The following is an 18,148-nucleotide window of genomic DNA, read 5'->3' as shown; positions in this document are numbered from 1 at the left end:
GGCCGCTCGCTCGCCCCCGTCCGACCTACCGTCCCGGGCTCCCCCGCACAACTCCGGGGCGGCCGCCCTTGAGCGCGCCCTGTGCCGCATGCCATGGAGGACGCAACAGGAAGACACCAACCCGGAGACGCCCGTGACCCAGTTCCGCACCCTCGACGACGCCGACCTCCACGGCAAGCGCGTGCTGGTCCGCGTCGACCTGAACGTGCCGACCGAGGGGGGCCGCGTCACCGACCGCACCCGCATCGCCCGCATCCTGCCCACGATCCGCGAGATCGCCGACAAGGGCGGCCGCGCCGTGCTGCTGGCGCATTTCGGCCGGCCGAAGGGCGGGCCGGACGAGAAGAACTCGCTGAAGCCGATCGCGGCCGCGCTCGCCGAGGAACTCGGCCGCCCCGTGGCCTTCGTGCCCGCCACCGTGGGCGACATCGCCCATTCCGCGGTGGGCGCGATGAAGGACGGCGACGTGGTGCTGCTGGAGAACACGCGCTTCCACGCCGGCGAGGAGAAGAACGAGGCTGAGTTCATCGAGCAGCTGGCCGCGCTCGGCGACATCTTCGTCAACGACGCCTTCTCGGCCGCCCACCGCGCCCACGCCTCGACCGAGGGGCTGGCGCGCCGCCTGCCGGCCCACGCCGGGCGCACCATGCAGGCGGAACTCGCCGCGCTGGCCCGCGCGCTGGAGCTGCCCGAGCGCCCCGTCGTGGCGGTGGTGGGCGGCGCCAAGGTGTCGACCAAGCTGGAGCTGCTCGGCAACTTGGTGAAGCGCGTCGACGTGCTGGTGATCGGCGGCGGCATGGCCAACACGTTCCTGGCCGCGCAGGGCAAAGCCGTGGGCAAGTCGCTCTGCGAGCACGACCTGCTCGACACGGCGCGCGACATCCTGGCCAAGGCCGGCGACTGCCGCATCGTCCTGCCGGTCGACGCCGTGGTGGCCTCTGAGTTCAAGGCCCACGCGCCGTCCCGCACCGTACCCGTCGACGCGGTCGGAGAGGGCGACATGATCCTCGACATCGGCCCGGCCTCGGTGGCGGCCGTGAAGGCGGTCCTGGAGGGCGCGAAGACGCTGGTGTGGAACGGCCCCTTCGGCGCCTTCGAGCTCCAGCCCTTCGACGCCGGCACGGTCGCGGTGGCGCAGGAGGCCGCGGCGATGACGCTCGCCGGCGCGCTGGTGTCGGTCGCGGGCGGCGGCGACACGGTGGCGGCGCTCAACGCCGCGGGCGCGGCGGACGGCTTCACCTACGTGTCCACGGCGGGCGGCGCCTTCCTGGAATGGATGGAGGGCAAGACCCTGCCGGGCGTCGAGGCCCTGCGGGCGCTCTGACGCCGCGGCGGCGGCCCGGCCTCGCCGGGCGCCGTCCGCGGTGGTTCATGGCACGGCGCGCAGCCGGCCCGGACCGGCGCGGCCTCGTCGTCGCGCCGCTGCTCGCCATGGCGGGCGGGCTGCTCGGCACGGTGCCGGCTTGCGCCGCAGGGTCGATCCGTCGAAGCCGGGCTGTCGCGAGGTGTGGGGACCGTCCTCCCTTGGACGATCGATCCGCGCTAACCTGTCGCGCATGCGGCAGCAGCGGACGCGATCCGAAATCGACGACACTCTTCCGGGGCCACCGGTCGAGCCGGCGGCGCGTCGGCACGATGATGGCCCGCCAGAACCGCTGGACCCGCTGCACCGGCAGGCCGTCCTGGAAGGCCTGGACCAGATGCGGCGCGGTGAACTCGCCTCCGATGACGCGATCGACGCCATCTATCGCCGCGCCGGCCTTTGAAGGTCGCCTATTCGGAGCGAGCCGGCCAGGACCTCGCCGAGATCGTGGGTCTTCTCGTGACGCGGAACCGGCACGCTGCCCTCGTCGTCGCGGCGACGATCCGGAAACGCATCGCCCTCCTCCGTCGCTACCCGTTCAGCGGACGAGCGCAGGACATCGACGGCGTGAGGGAAGCCGTGACGGTGCCGTTCGGCTATCTGATCTACCATGTCGTGGACGAGGCGGCTCAGACCGTCACGATCCTGTCCATCCATCATCCCGCCCGCGACCGGCCGTTCACGGACGCGTGACGGCGCGGCTCATGTCGAGCCCTCGATCCACGTCCGCCGCACGTCGAGCGCCTCCGTCAGCAGGACCAGATCAGCGGCGTACCCGGCCGCGATCCGCCCCCGCACTCCGCCCTGCCCCAGCATCTCGGCCGGATACAGGCTCGCCATGCGCAACGCTTCCCCGAGCGGCTGCTCCAGCTCGCGCACGGCGAAGCGCAGCGCCGCGTCCATTGTGAGGTCGGCGCCGGCCAGGGTGCCGTCGTCGAAGGACAGCGCGCCGCCGTGCCGCGTGACGGTGCGGCCGCTCAGCGTGAAGGTGTCGCCGGGGCTGCCGGCCGGCGGCATGGCGTCCGACACCAGGAACAGGCGCGCGGGCCCGCGCTTCGCCCGGAGCGCGGCGCGGAGCGCGACGGCGTCGACGTGGACCCCGTCGGCGATGATCCCGCCCCACAGGCGCCCGTCGTCGAGCGCCGCGCCGACGACGCCCGGCGCGCGGTGCGCGAGCGGCGACATTGCGTTGAAGAGATGCGTCACGCAGCGCGCGCCGGCGTCGGCCGCGGTCCGGACCTGGTCGGTCGTCGCGTCGCTGTGGCCGACGCTGACCACCACGCCGCCATCCGCGAGCCGCCGCACCTGCGCGGGCGAGACCGTCTCGGCCGCCACCGTCACCAGCACCGTGTCGAGCCCGGTCGACAGCAGAGCGTCGAGGTCGGCGTCCGACATCGGCCGGATCAGCGCCGGGTCGTGGGCGCCCTTGCGCGCGACGCTGAGGTGCGGCCCTTCGAGGTGGATGCCGAGCACGCCGGGGCGGCGCGCCGCCACCGCCTCGCGCACGGCCGCGACCGCCAGAGCCTGCCGGTCCGGGCGGCCGGTGATGAAGGTCGGCAGGCAGCCCGTGGTGCCGGTGGGCCGGTGCGCCGCCGCGACCCCGGCGGCGCCGTCGGCCGTCGGCGCGTCGTTGAACAGCACGCCGCCGCCGCCGTTCACCTGCGCGTCGAGGAAGCCCGGCGCGAGCAGCCCGCCGCCGAGGTCCTCGCTTCCCACGCCAGGGGGCAGCGCCGCGGCCGGCAGCACGTCGGCGATCCGTCCGCCGTCGAGCAGCACGGCATAATCGTCGAGAAAGCGGTCGCCGGTGAAGATCCGGGCGCCCGTCAAGGCTCGCAGGGGGGCGTGAGGCGGCATCAGATCGTCTCCGTGACCTTGCGGAGGTGGCTCGGCCGGTCGGGGTCGTGGCCGCGGGCGCGGGCCAGCGCTTCCGCGAAGCCGTAGAAGCCGAGCAGCATCGGCAGCGGGTCGAGCAGCGGATGGCCGGTCGGCGCCGCGGGCAGGTCGCCGCCCTCCGCCGCGACCGTGAAGACGCGGCCCCCCGCCGCGCGCAGGCGGGCGACGCTGCCCCGCATCGCCTCCTGCGACGCGTCACCCTGCGCGAAGGCGATCACGGGAAATCCCGGCTCCAGGAGCTGGAGCGGCCCGTGCATCACCTCGGCGCCCGAGAAGGCCTCGGCGTGGAGCGCGGAGGTTTCCTTCATCTTGAGGGCGGCCTCGGCCGCCACCGGCAGCGCCGGGCCGCGACCGATCGCGTAGGCCGAGGTGGCGGTGCGGAACTCCGGCAGCGCCGCGTCCCAATCGAGCGCGAGCGCGCCGTCGAGCGCGGCGGGCAGGCCCGCCACGGCGGCGCGGAGGGCCGCGTCGTCGCGCCACTCGGCCACCAGCGCCGCGAGGGCCGCCGCGGAGGCGAGGCAGGTCTTGGTCGCGGCCACGCTGCGCTCGACGCCGGCGCCGAGCGGCAGGAGCGCGTCGGCGCCCTCCGCGAGCGGCGACGCCTCCTCGTTGACCACCGCGACCGAGAAGGCCCCGGCGGAGCGCGCGGCCGCCTGCAGCGCGACGATGTCAGGGCTCTGGCCCGACTGCGACACGGACACGACGACGGCGCCGCGCAGCCTCAGCGGCGCGCCGTAGAGCGACGCCACCGACGGGCCGACGGAGGCCACCGGCACGCCGAGCAGGATCTCGCACAGGTACTTGAAGAGGCCGGCGGCATGGTCCGAGGAGCCGCGCGCCGAGGTCACCACCACGGCGGGGTCGCGGGCGCGGAGGTCGCGCCCGAGCCCGGCGAGCGCTGCGCCCTGCCGGTCGAGCAGCCGCGCCACCGCGGCCGGGGTGTCGCGGATCTCGGCCGCCATGAATGTTTCGGGCATGGATCCTATCCGAGGGTCAGCTCGGCGACGAAGTCGTAGATGTCGCCGCGGAAGAAGCTGTGGGTGAACTCGACCGCGCGGCCGCCCGCCGCGAAGGCGACGCGCTCGATCGAGAGGGCGGCGCTGCCCGGCCGAACGTCGAGGAGGCTCGCGACCTCCTCGTCGAGGTTGGCCGCGGCGAGGCGCTGCAGGGCGCGCACGGGCTTGAGGCCGAGCCCCTCCAGCACGGCGTAGAGGGAGCCCTCGACGGCCGCGGGGTCGGCCAGGATGGCGTGGGGCACGGCCGCGAGCTCGACCGCCATGGGGGTGCCGTTGGCGAGGCGCAGGCGCCGCAGGTGGCACACGCGGTCGGTCGGCGACAGGGCGAGGTGCAGGGCCTCGCGGGCCGTGGGGGGCGACAGCTCGCGCCGCAGCCAGCGCGACGTGGTGGCAAGGCCGCGCGAGCGCATGTCGTCGGTGAAGGAGGTGAGGCGCGACAGCGCCTGCTCGACGCGCGGCGGCCGCTGCGCCACGTAGGTGCCGGAGCCCTGCCGCTGCTCCAGGAGGCCCGCCTCGACGAGGCCGGCCAGCGCCTTCCGCACGGTGACGCGGGACACGGCGAGGTCGCGTGCGATGTCGCGCTCGCCCGGCAGGGCCTGGGCAGGCTTCAGCAACCCGCGGTCGATGGCGCCCGCGATGTGGTCGTGGAGCCGGCGGTAGAGCGGCAGGGCCGCGTCGGCGCCCGCCAGCGCCGCAGCGCCGAACACGCCCGCCTGGGGGGCCGAACCGGCCGGGACGTCGTCCACGCCTCCCCTCCCCGCTGCGGCAGCGCACAAGACCATGAGATACCAATCTGCCCGCCCTGTCGAGACCCGCCGGCGCGGCCGGCGCCGGAGTCCGCCGTCCGCATCGGAGGCGGCCTGCCCGCATCGTCGGCAGGCGGCGTCATCCTTGCCCGACATATCGGCGCGCCCCGCGCGAGAAGCCGGTTGACGACAGGTCCGCTATTGGTATCAACTCCGGCTCCATAGGTCCGACAACAGAGGCGGCCGTGGACATGGGTGGGACGAAGCATCGTTTGGCGCTCGCGGGCGCTCTCCTCCTTTCGACGGCGCTGCCGGCCTTCGCGGCCGACGCGACGCTGACCATCGAGAGCTGGCGCAACGACGACCTGCCGATCTGGCAGGAGAAGATCATCCCGGCCTTCGAGAAGGACCATCCGGGCATCAAGCTGAACTTCCAGCCGACGGCGCCAAAGGAATACAACGCCGCGCTCAACTCCAAGCTCGACGCCGGCACCGCGGGCGACATCATCGCCTGCCGCCCCTTCGACGCCTCGCTGGAGCTGTTCAAGAAGGGCCAGCTCGGCTCCGTCAACGACGTGCCCGGCATGAGCAACTTCGGACCCGTCGCCAAGGCCGGCTGGTCCACCGACGACGGCAAGACCACCTATTGCGTGCCGGTCGCGGCCGTGCTCGGCGGCTTCATCTACAACAAGGACGCGTTCAAGAAGGTCGGCATCTCCGCCCCGCCGCAGACAGCCGACGAGTTCTTCGCCGACCTCGACAAGATCAAGAAGGACGGCACCTACGTGCCGCTCGCCATGGGCACGCCCGACCAATGGGAGGCCGCCACCATGGGCTACCAGGTGATCGGGCCGAACTACTGGCACGGCGAGGAAGGGCGCAAGGCGCTGATCGCCGGCACGGAGAAGCTGACAGACCCCGAATGGGTGGCGCCCTTCCAGCAGCTCGCCAAGTGGGGCCCCTACATGGGCGACGGCTACAAGGCGCAGTCCTACCCCGATTCGCAGAACATGTTCACGCTCGGCCGCGCCGCCATCTACCCGGCCGGCAGTTGGGAGATCTCGCCCTTCGAAGCGCAGGCCACCTTCCCCATGGGCGCCTTCCCGGCCCCCGTGCCCAAGGCCGGCGACCCCTGCTACCTCAGCGACCACGTGGACATCGCCTTCGGCATGAACCCGAAGACCAAGAACCCCGAGGCCGCCAAGGCCTTCCTGGCCTGGGTGGCGTCGCCCGAGTTCGGCAAGCTCTATTCCAACGCGCTGCCGGGCTTCTTCTCGCTGCAGAGCGAGCCGATCGAGGTGCAGAACCCGCTCGCCAAGGAGTTCGTGGCCTTCCGCAAGTCGTGCAAGTCGACGATCCGCTCGACCTACCAGATCCTGTCGCGCGGCACGCCGAACCTCGAGAACGAGACCTGGGTCGAGTCGGCCAACGTCATCAACGGCACCGACACGCCGGAAGCCGCCGCCGCCAAGCTGCAGAAGGGCCTCGACAGCTGGTACCACCCGGCGAAGTGAGCGTCTGACGCCGTGCATCCTCCGTTCCCTTCTCCCCCCGCGGGAGAAGGTGTCCTTGCGAAGCAAGGGCGGATGAGGGGGCATGGTGCCACGCCCGACGATGCACCCGTCCAAGCGGAGAACGCGGTGCAGGCCCCCTCATCCGTCGCCGCTTCGCGTCGACACCTTCTCCCGCAAGGGGAGAAGGGGGCTGTCCTGATCGCGCCGAGATATCCATGACCGACGTCGACCACCTCGCCCTCGACGCGCCCGTGCCCGCCATCGCGGGCGCCGATGCCGCCCCGGCGCGCGGTCGCACGCGCTGGCACATCGCCGTGTTCCTGGCGCCGGCGCTCCTCGTCTACACGGCGCTGATGATCGGCCCGCTCGCCGACACGCTGAGGCTCGCCCTCTACACCCGCGTCGACCTGGCCTCGCATTTCGTCGGCCTCGACAACTTCCGCACGCTGTTCGGCGACCCGCGCTGGTCCGGGCACCTGTGGTCGGCGCTCGGCAACAACCTGATCTTCTTCGCCATCCACATGCTGCTGCAGAACCCGATCGGGCTCGCGCTGGCGGCGCTGCTGTCGCTGCCGCGGCTGCGCTTCGTGGGCCTCTACCGCACCGCCTTCTTCCTGCCCACCATGCTGTCCTTCGTGATCGTGGGCTTCACCTGGAAGCTGATCCTGTCGCCCATCTGGGGCGTCGCGCCGACCCTGCTCGGCCTCGTGGGGCTGAAGGGCCTGTTCCACCCCTGGCTCGGGCAGGAATCCTCGGCGCTGGTCACGCTGGCGCTGATCTCCGTGTGGCAGTTCGTCGGCATCCCGATGATGCTGATCTACGCGGCCCTGCTCGGCATCCCGGCCGAGCTGGTCGAGGCCGCGGAGCTCGACGGCATCACGGGCTTCCGCCAGTTCTTCAAGGTCAAGCTGCCGCTGATCTGGCCCACCATCGGCATCGTGTCGATCCTGACCTTCGTGGCCAACTTCAACGCCTTCGACCTGATCTACACGGTGGAGGGCGCGCTGGCGGGGCCGAACTATTCCACCGACATCCTCGGCACCTTCCTGTTCCGCACCTTCTTCGGCAACCAGCTCCAGCTCGGCGACCCCAACATGGGCGCGGCGGTCGCGACCGTGATGTTCGGCATCATCCTCGCGGGCGTCGCCGCCTACCTGTTCGGCATCCAGCGGCGGATGCGCCGCTACCAGTTCTGAGGCGGAGATGACCCGTTCCGCCCGCCGCCCGCCGCTCGCCCGCGGCCTCGTCCACCTGGCGCTGATCGCCTATGCCATCCTGTGCCTCGGGCCGGTGGTGCTGGTGACGATGAACTCGTTCAAGGGCCGCACGGCGATCTTCGGCGCGCCGCTCGCGCCCCCCGGCCCCTCCTCGTTCGACCTCGTCGGCTACCGCACGGTGCTGGGCCAGGGCGCGTTCCAGGGCTACTTCGCCAACAGCCTCATCGTCACCGTCACGGCCATCGCGGCCGTGCTGCTGTTCGGCGCCATGGCGGCCTTCGCGCTCTCGGAATACCGCTTCCGCCTCAACGCGGCGCTCGGCCTGTTCCTGGCGCTCGGCATCATGGTGCCGATCCGGCTCGGCACGGTGGCGATCCTCAACGAGATGGTGGCGACGCACCTCGTCGGCACGCTCTGGGCGCTGATCCTGATCTACACCGCGCAGGGCCTGCCGGCCGCGGTCTTCATCCTGTCGGAGTTCATGGCCGGCGTGTCCAATGACCTCAAGGACGCCGGGCGCATCGACGGCCTCAGCGAATACACGATCTTCTTCCGCCTCGTGCTGCCGCTGGTGCGGCCGGCCGTGGCCACCGTCGCGGTCTTCACCATGATCCCGATCTGGAACGACTTGTGGTTCCCGCTGATCGTGGCGCCCGCCGAGGCGACCCGCACGGTCACGCTCGGCGCGCAGAGCTTCATCGGCCAGTTCGTCACCAACTGGAACGCCGTGCTGGCCGCCCTCACCCTCGCGATCCTGCCCGTGCTGGTGCTCTACCTCCTGTTCTCGCGCTCGCTCATCCGCGGCATCACGGCAGGAGCGGTGAAGTGAGGACTCCCACGGGGATGAGCGCCCCCGAAGCGACGGGCCTCACCGGAGAAGGATCAGATGGAGCGCTCATCCCCGTGGGCACCCTGACCGCGCCGCTCCGCACGCTGGTCGTCGGCCTCGGCCAGATGGGCCGCAGCCACGCGCTCGCCTACGCGCGGGACCGCGAGGGCTTCGACATCGTCGGCCTCGTCAACCGCTCGGCCGTCGACCTGCCGGCCGAGCTGGCCGCGGCGCCGCGCCTCGCCTCGTTCGCGGAGGGGCTCGCGCTCCGGCCCGACCTCGTGTCGATCAACACCTACACGGACACCCACGCCGACCTCGCGGTCGCGGCGATGGAGGCGGGCGCCCACGTCTTCGTCGAGAAGCCGCTTGCCGCCGACATCGCCGACGCGCGCCGCGTGGTCGACTGCGCGCGCGCCACGGGACGCAAGCTCGTGGTCGGCTACATCCTGCGCCACCACCCGAGCTGGCGGCGCTTCATCGCGGAAGCGCGGCGGGTGGGGCCGCCCTTCGTGATGCGCATGAACCTGAACCAGCAGTCGGCCGGGGCGGCTTGGGAGATCCACCGCCGGCTCATGGCGTCGACCAGCCCGGTCGTCGACTGCGGCGTGCACTACGTCGACGTGATGCTCCAGATCGCGCAGGCCCGCCCCGTGCAGGTGCGCGGCATGGGGGTGCGCCTGTCCGACGAGATCGCGGAAGATCAGGTCAACTACGGCCACCTCCAGGTGCTCTTCGCCGACGGCTCGGTCGGCTGGTACGAGGCCGGCTGGGGGCCGATGATCTCGCGAGAGGCCTTCTTCGTGAAGGACGTGATGGGGCCGCGCGGCTCGGCCTCGATCGTCATGGAGCCGGGCGCCGACTCGGCCGACGTCGACACCCACACCAAGACGGCCCGCCTGCGCCTCCACGGCGCCGCGCGGGGACCGGACGGCGGCTTCGCGGAGCCCGACGCCTGGATCTCGACGGCCGACGAACCCGGCCACGACGCGCTCTGCGCCCTGGAGCAGCGCTTCGTGCGGGACGCGATCCGCGAAGACCGGGACCTGTCGCGCCACATGGACGACGCGCTGCGCTCGCTCGCCGTGGTGCTGGCCGCCGACCGCTCCATGCGCGAGAACCGCGCGATCGACCTGCCGGAGGACCTGTGATGGCCGCCCTCGAACTGCGCGCCATCCGCAAGAGCTTCGGGCCGGTCGAGATCCTGAAGGGGATCGACCTCCAGGTCGAGCGGGGCGAGTTCACGGTCTTCGTCGGACCGTCGGGCTGCGGGAAGTCGACGCTGCTGCGCATCATCGCCGGACTCGACGAGCAGACCTCCGGCGACCTCAGCATCGGCGGCAGGCTGGTGAACGGCGTGGCGCCGGCCCGGCGCGGCATCGCCATGGTGTTCCAGAGCTACGCGCTCTACCCGCACCTCACCGTGGCGGGCAACATGGGCCTCGCGCTGCAGCAGGAGGGCGTGCCGAAGGCGGAGATCGCCGCCCGCGTGGCGCGCGCCTCCGCGCTGCTCCAGCTCGACGCCCTGCTGGGCCGGCGGCCGGCGGAGCTCAGCGGCGGGCAGCGCCAGCGCGTCGCCATCGGCCGCGCCATCGTGCGCGAGCCCGCGCTGTTCCTGTTCGACGAGCCGCTGTCGAACCTCGACGCGGCCCTGCGCGTCGGCACGCGGCTCGAGATCGCCAAGCTGCACCGCCAGCTCGGCGCCACCATGGTCTACGTCACGCACGACCAGGTCGAGGCCATGACGCTGGCGGACCGCATCGTGGTGCTGCGCGCCGGCGTCGTCGAGCAGGCCGGCCGGCCGCTCGACCTCTATCGCCGCCCGGCCAACCGCTTCGTCGCGGGCTTCCTGGGCTCGCCGACCATGAACTTCGTCGAGGGCGAGGCCGCGGCGCGCGCCGGCGCGGCCGCGATCGGGGTGCGGCCGGAGCACCTGGCGGTGTCGGAGGACGGCGCCTGGAGCGGCACGGTGAGCCACGCCGAGCACCTCGGCTCGGACACGATGCTCTACGTCGACGTGCCCGGCATGGGGATGCTCACCGCGCGGATCGGCGGCGAGGACGCCCACGAGGTCGGCACCCGGATCGGGCTGACGCCGCGCGACGGCCGGGTGCACCGCTTCGACGCGGAGGGGCGGACGATCGGGGGGTGAGGGGTCCGAGGCGACGAACGCCCCGCCTTTCCTCTGTGGAGGAAGACGTCGATGCTGAGCGGCGACGGATGGCGAGGACGCAGCGCCCTCGAAGATCGAGCCCGTGCCGCGCCGTTCAGCCCGGATCCGTCTCGGCCTGCGGCCGAGACACCTGGCGCTCCTCGAGGGGCGGAGGGCGATCCCCGAGCGCGACGGTCAGGCTGAGCCGCCCTCGAAAACCCCGACCCTATCGGCGCGCAGCGCACGCCCGTCCGGCCGGCGCGTGGTGAAGCCGGCCCGGTCGAAAAACTCCAGCACCGGCATCACGGCGTTGCGGTTGATGCCGGTCGCGTCGCGAAAGCGGCCCACCGTGAGCAGCCCGCCCGGCGCCTCCCCGGCCACCGCCGCCGCGGCGCGGGCGAGCGCGCCAAGCGTCTCGGGCAGCACATAATAGTTCGGCGCGATGCGGGTGAGACGCCCCAGGCGCCCGAGCTTGGTCAGGAGTGCCCGCAGCTCCGCCTCCGGCGCGCCGAGCCGCTCGGCGAGCAGAGGCACGCGCGGCTGATCGGCGCCGGCGCGGCGCAGCGCCGCCTCGACGTCCTCGGCCAGCGCCTCCTCGGCAGGGCCGAGCTGCGGGGTGTGGCCGGGCGGGCGATAGAGGGCGCCGTGGCGGTCGACCAGCCCCTCGGCGGCGAGCTCACGCAGGGCCTCGCGGCCGGGCGCGCGCTGTGCGACCGGCAGCGCGCGCAGCAGCCCGTCGGCGGTGGAGCCGAGCGCATCGGGGTCGGCCCGCACCTGCGCGTCGGCGGCGTTCAGGATGCGGCCGCGCAGGACCTCGCGGTGTCGGACCGAGAAGAGGAGACCGCCGAGCGCCACGGCCTGCACGCCGAGGCCCGACGCCTCCGCCTCTGTCAGGTTGCGGGTGCCGCGGAACCAGCGCAGGTCGACGCCGGCGGCGGAACCTTCGACCAGCGCCGACAACGCCTCCGCGTCGGGCAGCGCCAGGGCGCGCAGGGCGGCCAGCCGCTCGGGCCGACGGGCGCCGCGGCGGGGCGGCGCGGGGTCGAGCACGCGGCCGCCGCCGAGCGAGCGCGTCGCAGACTGGTCGCGGATCACGAAGCGGTCGCCGCCGAGCGCGGCCGTCGGCGCGTCGAGGACGAGCTGCGCCAGGGCGGTGGCGCCCGGCGCGAGGCTCGCCCCCTCCAGCAGAGCCACGCGGCTGGTGGCGCCGAAGGCGCCGAGATGGACGTGGACGGGCGTCCAGTGCTTGAGCGCCCGCGTTTCGCCGGGCAGGAGGCGCAGCATCACGTCGAGCCGGGCGCTCTCGGCCGCGAGCTCGGGATCGACGAGCCAGTCGCCCCGGGCAGGAGGGCCGCGGTCGAGGCGCGGGCCGGAGATGTTGAGGGCGAGGCGTTCGCCGCCGCCGCCGCGCTCCGCCGGGCGGTTCTGGGCGTGGAGACCGCGCACCCGCACTTCCGCCCCCGTGCGGGCCAGCAGCAGCCGGTCGCCGACCGCGACACCGCCGCCGTGCACCGCGCCGGTGACGACCAAGCCCGCGCCCGCGACCTTGAAGGCGCGGTCCACCGCGAGGCGGAAGCCCCCGCGCGGGGGCGGCGCGGGCCCCTGCGCCGCGGCGTCGAGCAGCGCCCGCAGCGCCGGGACGCCCTCGCCCGTGACCGAGGAGCAGCGGACGAGGGGCGCGCCGGCGAGCCCGGTGCCGCGCAGCAGCGCATGCACCTCGGCCTCGGCTGCCGCTGCGCGGGCCGGCTCGACGCGGTCGCATTTCGTCAGAGCCACGACGGCGCGTGTCAGGCCGAGCAGGTCGAGCACGGCCAGATGCTCGCGCGTCTGCGGCATGGGGCCGTCGTCGGCCGCGACGACCAGCAGCGCGAGGTCGACGCCGGTGGCGCCCGCCACCATGGTGCGGACCAGGCGCTCGTGGCCCGGCACGTCGACGAAGCCGATGCGCGAGCCTCCGGGGCCGGCCGCGTAGGCGTAGCCGAGATCCACCGTCATGCCGCGGGCGCGCTCCTCCGGGAGGCGCGCCGTGTCGACGCCCGTGAGCGCCCGCACCAGCGCGGTCTTGCCGTGGTCGATATGGCCGGCGGTGGCGATGATCATGCGGTGGCTTGAGGGAGTTCTCTGCTTCGTCTTCCGTCATCGCGAGCGCAGCGAAGCGATCCAGCCCGCACGTTCCGCGTCAGGCGTGCTCGCGCGGCGGCGCACGACGCGCCCTTGGATCGCCTCGCTGCGCTCGCGGCGGTGATGGAGGCGCGACCTCGCGGCCGCGCCTCCATCGTCACTTCACGTAGGTTTCCGCCAGCTCCGACATGGCCGTGTCGTAGGGCGTGAAGCTGACCCGGTCGCTCACCGCGAACATCGTGTGCGGCGAGAACAGGAACAGCCCCATGGCGTGGTCGTGCACGTAGCGCTCGACCTCGCGCGTCACTTCCTCCTGGGCGGGCTGGTGCGGCGTCCGCAGGAGCTTGCGGTAGAGGGCGTCGAAGCCCTCGTCCGCCGGCATGGAGCGGAAGGCGCCGTCGGAGCCGAAGAACTCGCGGTGGATCGGCCCCACCGGGTACTGCGGCGACCAGTCGTGATTCCAGCAGAGCGCGATGTCCCACCCCTCGGGCGGGGGATCCGCCTTGGAGAAGTCGGGCTTCACCGTGAGCCCCACCTCGGCGAGCTGGCGTACGAGCTCCTCGACCACCTCGCGCCAGGCCGGCGAGGACAGGACGAGGATCTCGCGTCCCTTCATCCCCGCCCGCTCGATCGCCTCGGCCGAGGCCGCGATGTCGCGCGCATGCGGCTTCATCGCCGCATCCGCGCCGTAGCGGCCGGGCTGGATCAGCGCCGCCATCACCACGCCGCGGCCGTCCATCGCGCGGCTGACCAGCGCCTCGCGGTCGATCGCCCCGTTGAGGGCGCGGCGCAGGGCCTCGTCGTTCCAGGGCGAACCGGGCTTGGTGCCGTTGAACATGCCGGTCAGCACGGTCTTGGCGGGGCTCGACACGAGCTTCGCCTTGCCGCCGCCGTCGAAGGCGCGCGCCTCGGCGATGGTCAGGTCGGTGACCACGTCGACGCGGCCGTCACCGGCGGCGACGGAGGCGAGCGCGTCCTCGCGCGAGATGGCGTTGTCGTAGACGATACGGGCCCGCGGGCGCCGCTGGGGATTCCAGTAGTTTTCGTTCGGCAGGAGGACGACCTCCGGCGAGCGGGACTTCAGCGTCGAGATGCCCTCGGCGAGCACGAATGGACCAGTCCCCCACGGACCGGGCGCATCGATGACTCACCAGTGGCCTTCGGCCGTCCCGGTTTCGGGGTCGACGAAGCCCCACTCGTTCCAGAAGCGCGTCGAGGGCATGTGCATGCCGCGCAGCTTCATCAGCGCCGCGGAGTCGCCCCCGGGGAAGCGCATGCGCACGGTGTTGTCGTCCACCACCTCCAGCGCGGTGTCGCGGCTGAAGTTCAGGAAGGCGCCGGGCGGGTGCGGGTTGGTCCATTCCTGGACCTTGTCGAAGGCCAGCTTGAACATGGCCGCGTCGAAGCGCTCGCCGTCCTGGTAGACGGCGCCCCGCCGCAGGTCGAGCTCCAGCGTCTCGTCGTCGACCCAGCGCCAGCCCGCCGCGAGGCTGGGCTGCGCCATACCCTCGTGGTCGACGCGGTTCGGCTCCTCCATCGTATTCCAGGTGATGGACAGCCAGTTCACCGGCGAGGGGTCGACGACCCTCACGGTGTTGTGCGGACCCCAGTCGGGGGGTCCGGCCGACGCCTCAGCCATGCGTTGCACTCCTCCGTCGTCCCCGTGTTGGCCGGGGTGAGCGGAGGCTATCACCGAGGGTTCAGCGTCGCAATCGGCGCCGATCGAGCGAGGCCCCCGCCGCGAAGCCGACCGCCAGGGCCGCATAGGCGCCCGCCATGCCGGCCTTGCTCAGCACCAGCTCCCAGCCCGGCGTGAAGCGCTTCGGGGTCGCGCCGTAATCCACCGCCGCGGCGATCGCCGCCATCGCGAGGCCGTCGCGCATCAGGGCGCCCGCGCTCCCGGCGGGGCGCGCCCGCTGCCATGCCATGAAGGGCAAGGCCCAGAACAGGCAGGCGGCGTGGTTCGTGGCATAGCCGACGCCGGTGCGGCGCCGGTCGGCCCCGCCATATAGCCCCGCGAAGTCGCCGTTGAGCCAGTGGCTCGTCGCGTTGATGGGCCTCAGCGGCGCCTTGCCTTCCGCCTCGGCCGCCACCGCGAGGCCGACGAACGACAGCGCGCTGGCGACCGATCCCGTGACCAGGGCGGCGGTGCCGAGCCCCGCGAAGCGCTCCTGCGTCATCGCGTGAGGTAGAACGCGATGGCGACGATCGCGACGACCACCACGACGGCGATCATCGCCACGAGCGGCATGTTGGTGGCCGGCTTGTCGTCCGCGGTGGCGATGCGGCCAATCTTCTTCTCCTCCTTGCGGGCGAGCGCGATCTCGGCCGGGGTCGCAGGATTGCCGCCGGCCTCCTCGCAGGTGCCGAGCGACGCCATGCCGGGGTCGGCCGTGGCGACCTTGGTGCCGGTGCGGCCGGCGTCGATGTCGTCCTTGAGCTGCAGCACGGTGTCGCCGCTCCGCCCGCTCGGTACGTCGTGTGCCATGGTGCCCCTGTTCGTCCCGTCGCGTGTCCTGCGCGGCAACGCGCCGGACGCGCGGAAAGGTGCGGGCCTTGACGTCGCGGCACCCGGCGGCACTTCGAACCCGAAGGAGACGCGCCATGTACGAATGCTGGGTCTACAAGGACGAGCCGCACGTGCGGCTGGTGGTGAAGTCGGGCGCCATGCTGCCGACCGAGCTCGGCCACAAGGACTGGACGCTGATGGGGCCGTGGGAGGCCTCGGCCGAGACCGCGCAGGAGGTGGAGCACCGCGGCTTCCACTTCTTCCGCACGGAGGACGCGGTCGACGCCTCCGTGTTCAAGGACGCGGCCGCCTCGGGCAACTGAGGCCGGGTCGCCCGCCCCGGCCCGTCGCCTTGCCGGGGCCGGGCGCGCGCACGATAACCCCGTCGCCCCCGGGACCGCTCCGGGCCGGCCCGGAGATCGACCCATGACCATCCAACCCGACGTGCAGGCCCCGGCGTTGAACCGCCGCAAGGTCGGCGACTACGTCGTCACCTACCTGAGCGACGGATTCCTCGACGGCTCCTGGGGCTACCTGCAGGGCATCGAGGCGTCCGAGGCGGAGGCCATGCTGAAGGCGGCGCACCGGCCGCCCCTCGCGCATTTCTCGATCAGCTCCTACGCGATCCAGGGCCGCGGCAAGACGGTCCTGGTCGACAGCGGCGCGGGCGGCTTCAACGGCTGGGGCGGGCGATTCCCGATCGCGCTGGCGGCGGCCGGCATCGAGCCGGCGGACGTCGACGCGGTGCTTCTCACCCACGGCCACGTCGACCACATCGGCGGCCTGACGCTGCACGGCAAGGCGGTGTTCCCCAAGGCCGAAGTGGTCATCAGCGAGGCCGACGCGAAGTTCTGGCGCGACGACAGCGTCAAGGCGCGGGCCGGCGACTTCGAGTTCCTGTTCACGGAAGCCCGCCAGGCCTTCGACGCCTACGGCGACCGCCTGCGCCTGGCGCAGCCCGGCGAGGTCCTGCCCGACGTCGAGATGATCGCCCTGCCCGGCCACACGCCCGGCCACTCGGGCTACCACCTGAAGTCCGGCTCGGACGGCCTGCTGCTGTGGGCCGACATCGTCCACTTCCCCGACATCCAGATCGCGAAGCCCGAGGTGACGGTGGGCTTCGACGTCGACCCGGACGCGGCGCGGACGACCCGCCTGAAGATCCTGGACCGGGTGGCATCGGACAAGCTCGCGGTGGCGGGGATGCACTTCAACATGCCGGGCTTCATCACGGTCGAGAAGGACGGCGCGGCCTATCGCAAGGTCGACCTGCCCTGGACCTCCGCGCTGCTGTGAGGTGAGGACGAGCGTCGCCGACACCCCTCCTCACCCCGCAGGAGGGCGTGACCTCGGACAGAGAGGGTTCGGCGACGCCCTTCCGAAAGAGAGCTTCGAAGCGCGCGGAGGGGCCACCCGGACGCGACAGGTCCGATCGCGTCGGGCCTGCGATGCCCCTGGGGGCGGTGTCACGCCCCCCTCTTCCGCCTTTGCTTCGCGAAGCCCCTCTCCCGGAAGGGGCGAGACTTGTAGCGCCAGAAAAGCGAAAAGCCTCCGGATCCTATCCGAAGGCCTCTGCTGTATTGGTGGGCGGTACAGGGTTTGAACCTGTGACCCCTGCGATGTCAACACAGTGCTCTACCACTGAGCTAACCGCCCGATGACGCTTATCTAGCCGGCGACGGCGCGCGGCGCAAGCGGAAAATCCGCCTCGCCCCGTCAGTAGGTCGCGAAGATGCGGCGGATCTCGGCCGCTTCGGAGGTGCGGGTCAGCGCCAGCGCCAGGAGGATGCGGGCCTTCCACGGGGACAGGTTGTCGGCGCCGACCACGCCGCCGGCGCGCACGCGCTCCCCGTCGAGGGCGACGCCGCTGCCGACCCGCGTCGCCAGCACGGCGGCGACGCCGGCCGCCACCGCCTCGCGCAGCGCCTCGAACTCGGCCTCGGTCGGCATGCCGGGCGCGAAGCCGGCCTGCACGAGGCCGCGCGCCCCGGCGGCCACGAAGGCCCGCGCCGCCGTGCCGTCCGCCCCGGCGTAGGACAGCACGATGTCGACGCGCGGCATCGCGGCCAGCGCCGCGACGTCGAACTCGGTGTCGGGCATGTGACGCCGCTCGGAGCGGCGGTAGTAGCGCACGTGCGGGCCGTCGACCTGTCCGAGCACGCCGAAGTCCGGCGTGCGGAAGGTCTGCAGCCGGGCCGTCGAGGTCTTGGCCACGTCGCGCGCCGCCTGGATCTCGTCGTTGAGCACGACCAGCACGCCGCGCCCGCGCGAGGCCGGATCGGCGGCGACCCGCACGGCGCCGAGGAGATTGGCCGGCGCGTCCGACGACAGGCCGCTCAGCGGCCGCTGCGAGCCGACCATCACCACGGGGATGTCGAGCTTCAGCGTGAGGTCGAGCGCGTAGGCGGTCTCCTCCAGGGTCGCGGTGCCGTGGCCGATCACGATGCCGGCGAGGTCGGGGTCCGCACCCAGCTCGGTGCAGAGCGTCGCCAGCTCGTGCCACGCGGAGAAGTCCATCGCGGAGCTGTCGATGGCGCGGAACGCCACGGCGCGGACATCGGCGACGCGCGCCAACTCCGGCACGGCCGCCGCGATGGCGGGCGCGTCGAGCCGCCGCTCGTGGCGGCCGTAGTCGAGGATGTCGAGGCTGTCCTCGCCGAGCGACGACATGGTGCCGCCGGTGCCGATGAAGGCGATCTTCCGCATTGAGCCCCCTGAGATGGATTTCAGCGGGTCAGTGACAGGCGAGCGGCACGGGGGCAAGGCGCGGTGTGGCCCTTCTCCCGCA

General features: G+C 72.8%; 17 protein-coding genes, 1 tRNA gene and 1 pseudogene. 10 read left to right on the top strand and 9 right to left on the bottom strand.

Going from position 1 to position 18,148, the window contains the following annotated elements; all coding sequences use genetic code 11:
* The first annotated feature begins 133 nt into the window (after positions 1–133).
* The 3 genes from L7N97_RS21900 to L7N97_RS21890 all read left to right on the top strand — a co-directional run bounded on the left by L7N97_RS21900 (position 134) and on the right by L7N97_RS21890 (position 2,056).
* Positions 134–1,324 carry a phosphoglycerate kinase gene (locus tag L7N97_RS21900; RefSeq protein ID WP_237480378.1) on the top strand — a complete coding sequence of 397 codons (1,191 nt, stop codon included), beginning with the start codon at positions 134–136 and terminating at the stop codon, positions 1,322–1,324.
* Positions 1,325–1,463: 139 nt separating this feature from the next.
* Positions 1,464–1,766: a hypothetical protein gene (locus tag L7N97_RS21895; protein ID WP_237480377.1), complete on the top strand. Its 303-nt coding sequence runs from the start codon at positions 1,464–1,466 to the stop codon at positions 1,764–1,766.
* Entirely contained in the window at positions 1,763–2,056 is a 294-nt protein-coding gene (locus tag L7N97_RS21890; protein ID WP_237480376.1) for a type II toxin-antitoxin system RelE/ParE family toxin, read from the top strand. The genes L7N97_RS21895 and L7N97_RS21890 overlap by 4 nt, the downstream gene beginning before the upstream one ends.
* 9 nt (positions 2,057–2,065) lie before the next feature.
* Here the strand turns inward: L7N97_RS21890 and nagA are convergent, their stop codons facing one another.
* The 3 genes from nagA to L7N97_RS21875 are packed head-to-tail and all read right to left on the bottom strand — an operon-like array spanning position 2,066 to position 5,018.
* Complete coding sequence (gene nagA, locus L7N97_RS21885) at positions 2,066–3,217, bottom strand: N-acetylglucosamine-6-phosphate deacetylase (RefSeq protein WP_237480375.1); 1,152 nt, start codon at positions 3,215–3,217, stop codon at positions 2,066–2,068.
* Complete coding sequence (locus L7N97_RS21880; protein WP_237480374.1) at positions 3,217–4,233, bottom strand: SIS domain-containing protein; 1,017 nt, start codon at positions 4,231–4,233, stop codon at positions 3,217–3,219. The genes nagA and L7N97_RS21880 overlap by 1 nt, the downstream gene beginning before the upstream one ends.
* Before the next feature lie 5 nt (positions 4,234–4,238).
* On the bottom strand, positions 4,239–5,018 hold the full coding sequence (locus L7N97_RS21875; protein ID WP_237480373.1) for a GntR family transcriptional regulator: 780 nt from the start codon (positions 5,016–5,018) through the stop codon (positions 4,239–4,241).
* A gap of 251 nt (positions 5,019–5,269) precedes the next feature.
* On the opposite strand from L7N97_RS21875, the gene L7N97_RS21870 reads away from it, so the two are divergent.
* The 5 genes from L7N97_RS21870 (at position 5,270) to L7N97_RS21850 (ending at position 10,730) form a co-directional block, all read left to right on the top strand.
* Positions 5,270–6,532, top strand: a complete 1,263-nt coding sequence (locus tag L7N97_RS21870; protein WP_237480372.1) for an ABC transporter substrate-binding protein — start codon at positions 5,270–5,272, stop codon at positions 6,530–6,532.
* Between the two features lie 215 nt (positions 6,533–6,747).
* Positions 6,748–7,728 (top strand): carbohydrate ABC transporter permease, encoded by a 981-nt coding sequence (locus L7N97_RS21865; RefSeq protein WP_237480371.1) that lies wholly within the window; start codon positions 6,748–6,750, stop codon positions 7,726–7,728.
* Positions 7,729–7,735: 7 nt separating this feature from the next.
* A complete protein-coding gene (locus tag L7N97_RS21860; RefSeq protein WP_237480370.1) occupies positions 7,736–8,578 on the top strand; it encodes a carbohydrate ABC transporter permease in 843 nt (280 codons plus the stop codon).
* Positions 8,579–8,652: 74 nt separating this feature from the next.
* Complete coding sequence (locus tag L7N97_RS21855; protein ID WP_428981014.1) at positions 8,653–9,729, top strand: Gfo/Idh/MocA family protein; 1,077 nt, start codon at positions 8,653–8,655, stop codon at positions 9,727–9,729.
* The gene (locus L7N97_RS21850) at positions 9,729–10,730 is read left to right on the top strand and encodes an ABC transporter ATP-binding protein (RefSeq protein ID WP_237480369.1); all 1,002 of its coding nucleotides are present in this window, start codon (positions 9,729–9,731) and stop codon (positions 10,728–10,730) included. The genes L7N97_RS21855 and L7N97_RS21850 overlap by 1 nt, the downstream gene beginning before the upstream one ends.
* A gap of 195 nt (positions 10,731–10,925) precedes the next feature.
* Here the strand turns inward: L7N97_RS21850 and selB are convergent, their stop codons facing one another.
* The 4 genes and pseudogenes from selB to L7N97_RS21830 form a co-directional block, all read right to left on the bottom strand.
* On the bottom strand, positions 10,926–12,830 hold the full coding sequence (selB, locus tag L7N97_RS21845; RefSeq protein WP_237480368.1) for a selenocysteine-specific translation elongation factor: 1,905 nt from the start codon (positions 12,828–12,830) through the stop codon (positions 10,926–10,928).
* A gap of 178 nt (positions 12,831–13,008) precedes the next feature.
* Positions 13,009–14,355, bottom strand: a pseudogene (locus tag L7N97_RS21840) (ABC transporter substrate-binding protein).
* 196 nt (positions 14,356–14,551) lie between these two features.
* Positions 14,552–15,031 (bottom strand): hypothetical protein, encoded by a 480-nt coding sequence (locus L7N97_RS21835; RefSeq protein ID WP_237480367.1) that lies wholly within the window; start codon positions 15,029–15,031, stop codon positions 14,552–14,554.
* Complete coding sequence (locus L7N97_RS21830) at positions 15,028–15,339, bottom strand: hypothetical protein (RefSeq protein ID WP_237480366.1); 312 nt, start codon at positions 15,337–15,339, stop codon at positions 15,028–15,030. Before L7N97_RS21830 ends, L7N97_RS21835 begins: the two co-directional genes overlap by 4 nt.
* A gap of 116 nt (positions 15,340–15,455) precedes the next feature.
* On the opposite strand from L7N97_RS21830, the gene L7N97_RS21825 reads away from it, so the two are divergent.
* The gene (locus L7N97_RS21825) at positions 15,456–15,683 is read left to right on the top strand and encodes a hypothetical protein (protein WP_237480365.1); all 228 of its coding nucleotides are present in this window, start codon (positions 15,456–15,458) and stop codon (positions 15,681–15,683) included.
* A 103-nt stretch (positions 15,684–15,786) separates the two neighbouring features.
* On the top strand, positions 15,787–16,656 hold the full coding sequence (locus L7N97_RS21820; protein WP_237480364.1) for an MBL fold metallo-hydrolase: 870 nt from the start codon (positions 15,787–15,789) through the stop codon (positions 16,654–16,656).
* A gap of 285 nt (positions 16,657–16,941) precedes the next feature.
* Here the strand turns inward: L7N97_RS21820 and L7N97_RS21815 are convergent.
* Together L7N97_RS21815 and L7N97_RS21810 are read right to left on the bottom strand one after the other, a co-directional pair.
* Positions 16,942–17,016: transfer RNA gene (locus L7N97_RS21815), tRNA-Val, on the bottom strand.
* A gap of 60 nt (positions 17,017–17,076) precedes the next feature.
* A complete protein-coding gene (locus tag L7N97_RS21810) occupies positions 17,077–18,066 on the bottom strand; it encodes an asparaginase (protein ID WP_237480363.1) in 990 nt (329 codons plus the stop codon).
* Positions 18,067–18,148: the final 82 nt, after the last annotated feature.

It is taken from the genome of Lichenibacterium dinghuense (genome assembly GCF_021730615.1).
GTDB lineage: Bacteria > Pseudomonadota > Alphaproteobacteria > Rhizobiales > Beijerinckiaceae > Lichenihabitans > Lichenihabitans dinghuensis.
The sequence above is the reverse complement of the archived record's forward strand: the minus strand, read 5'-3'. Positions and strand labels throughout refer to the sequence as shown.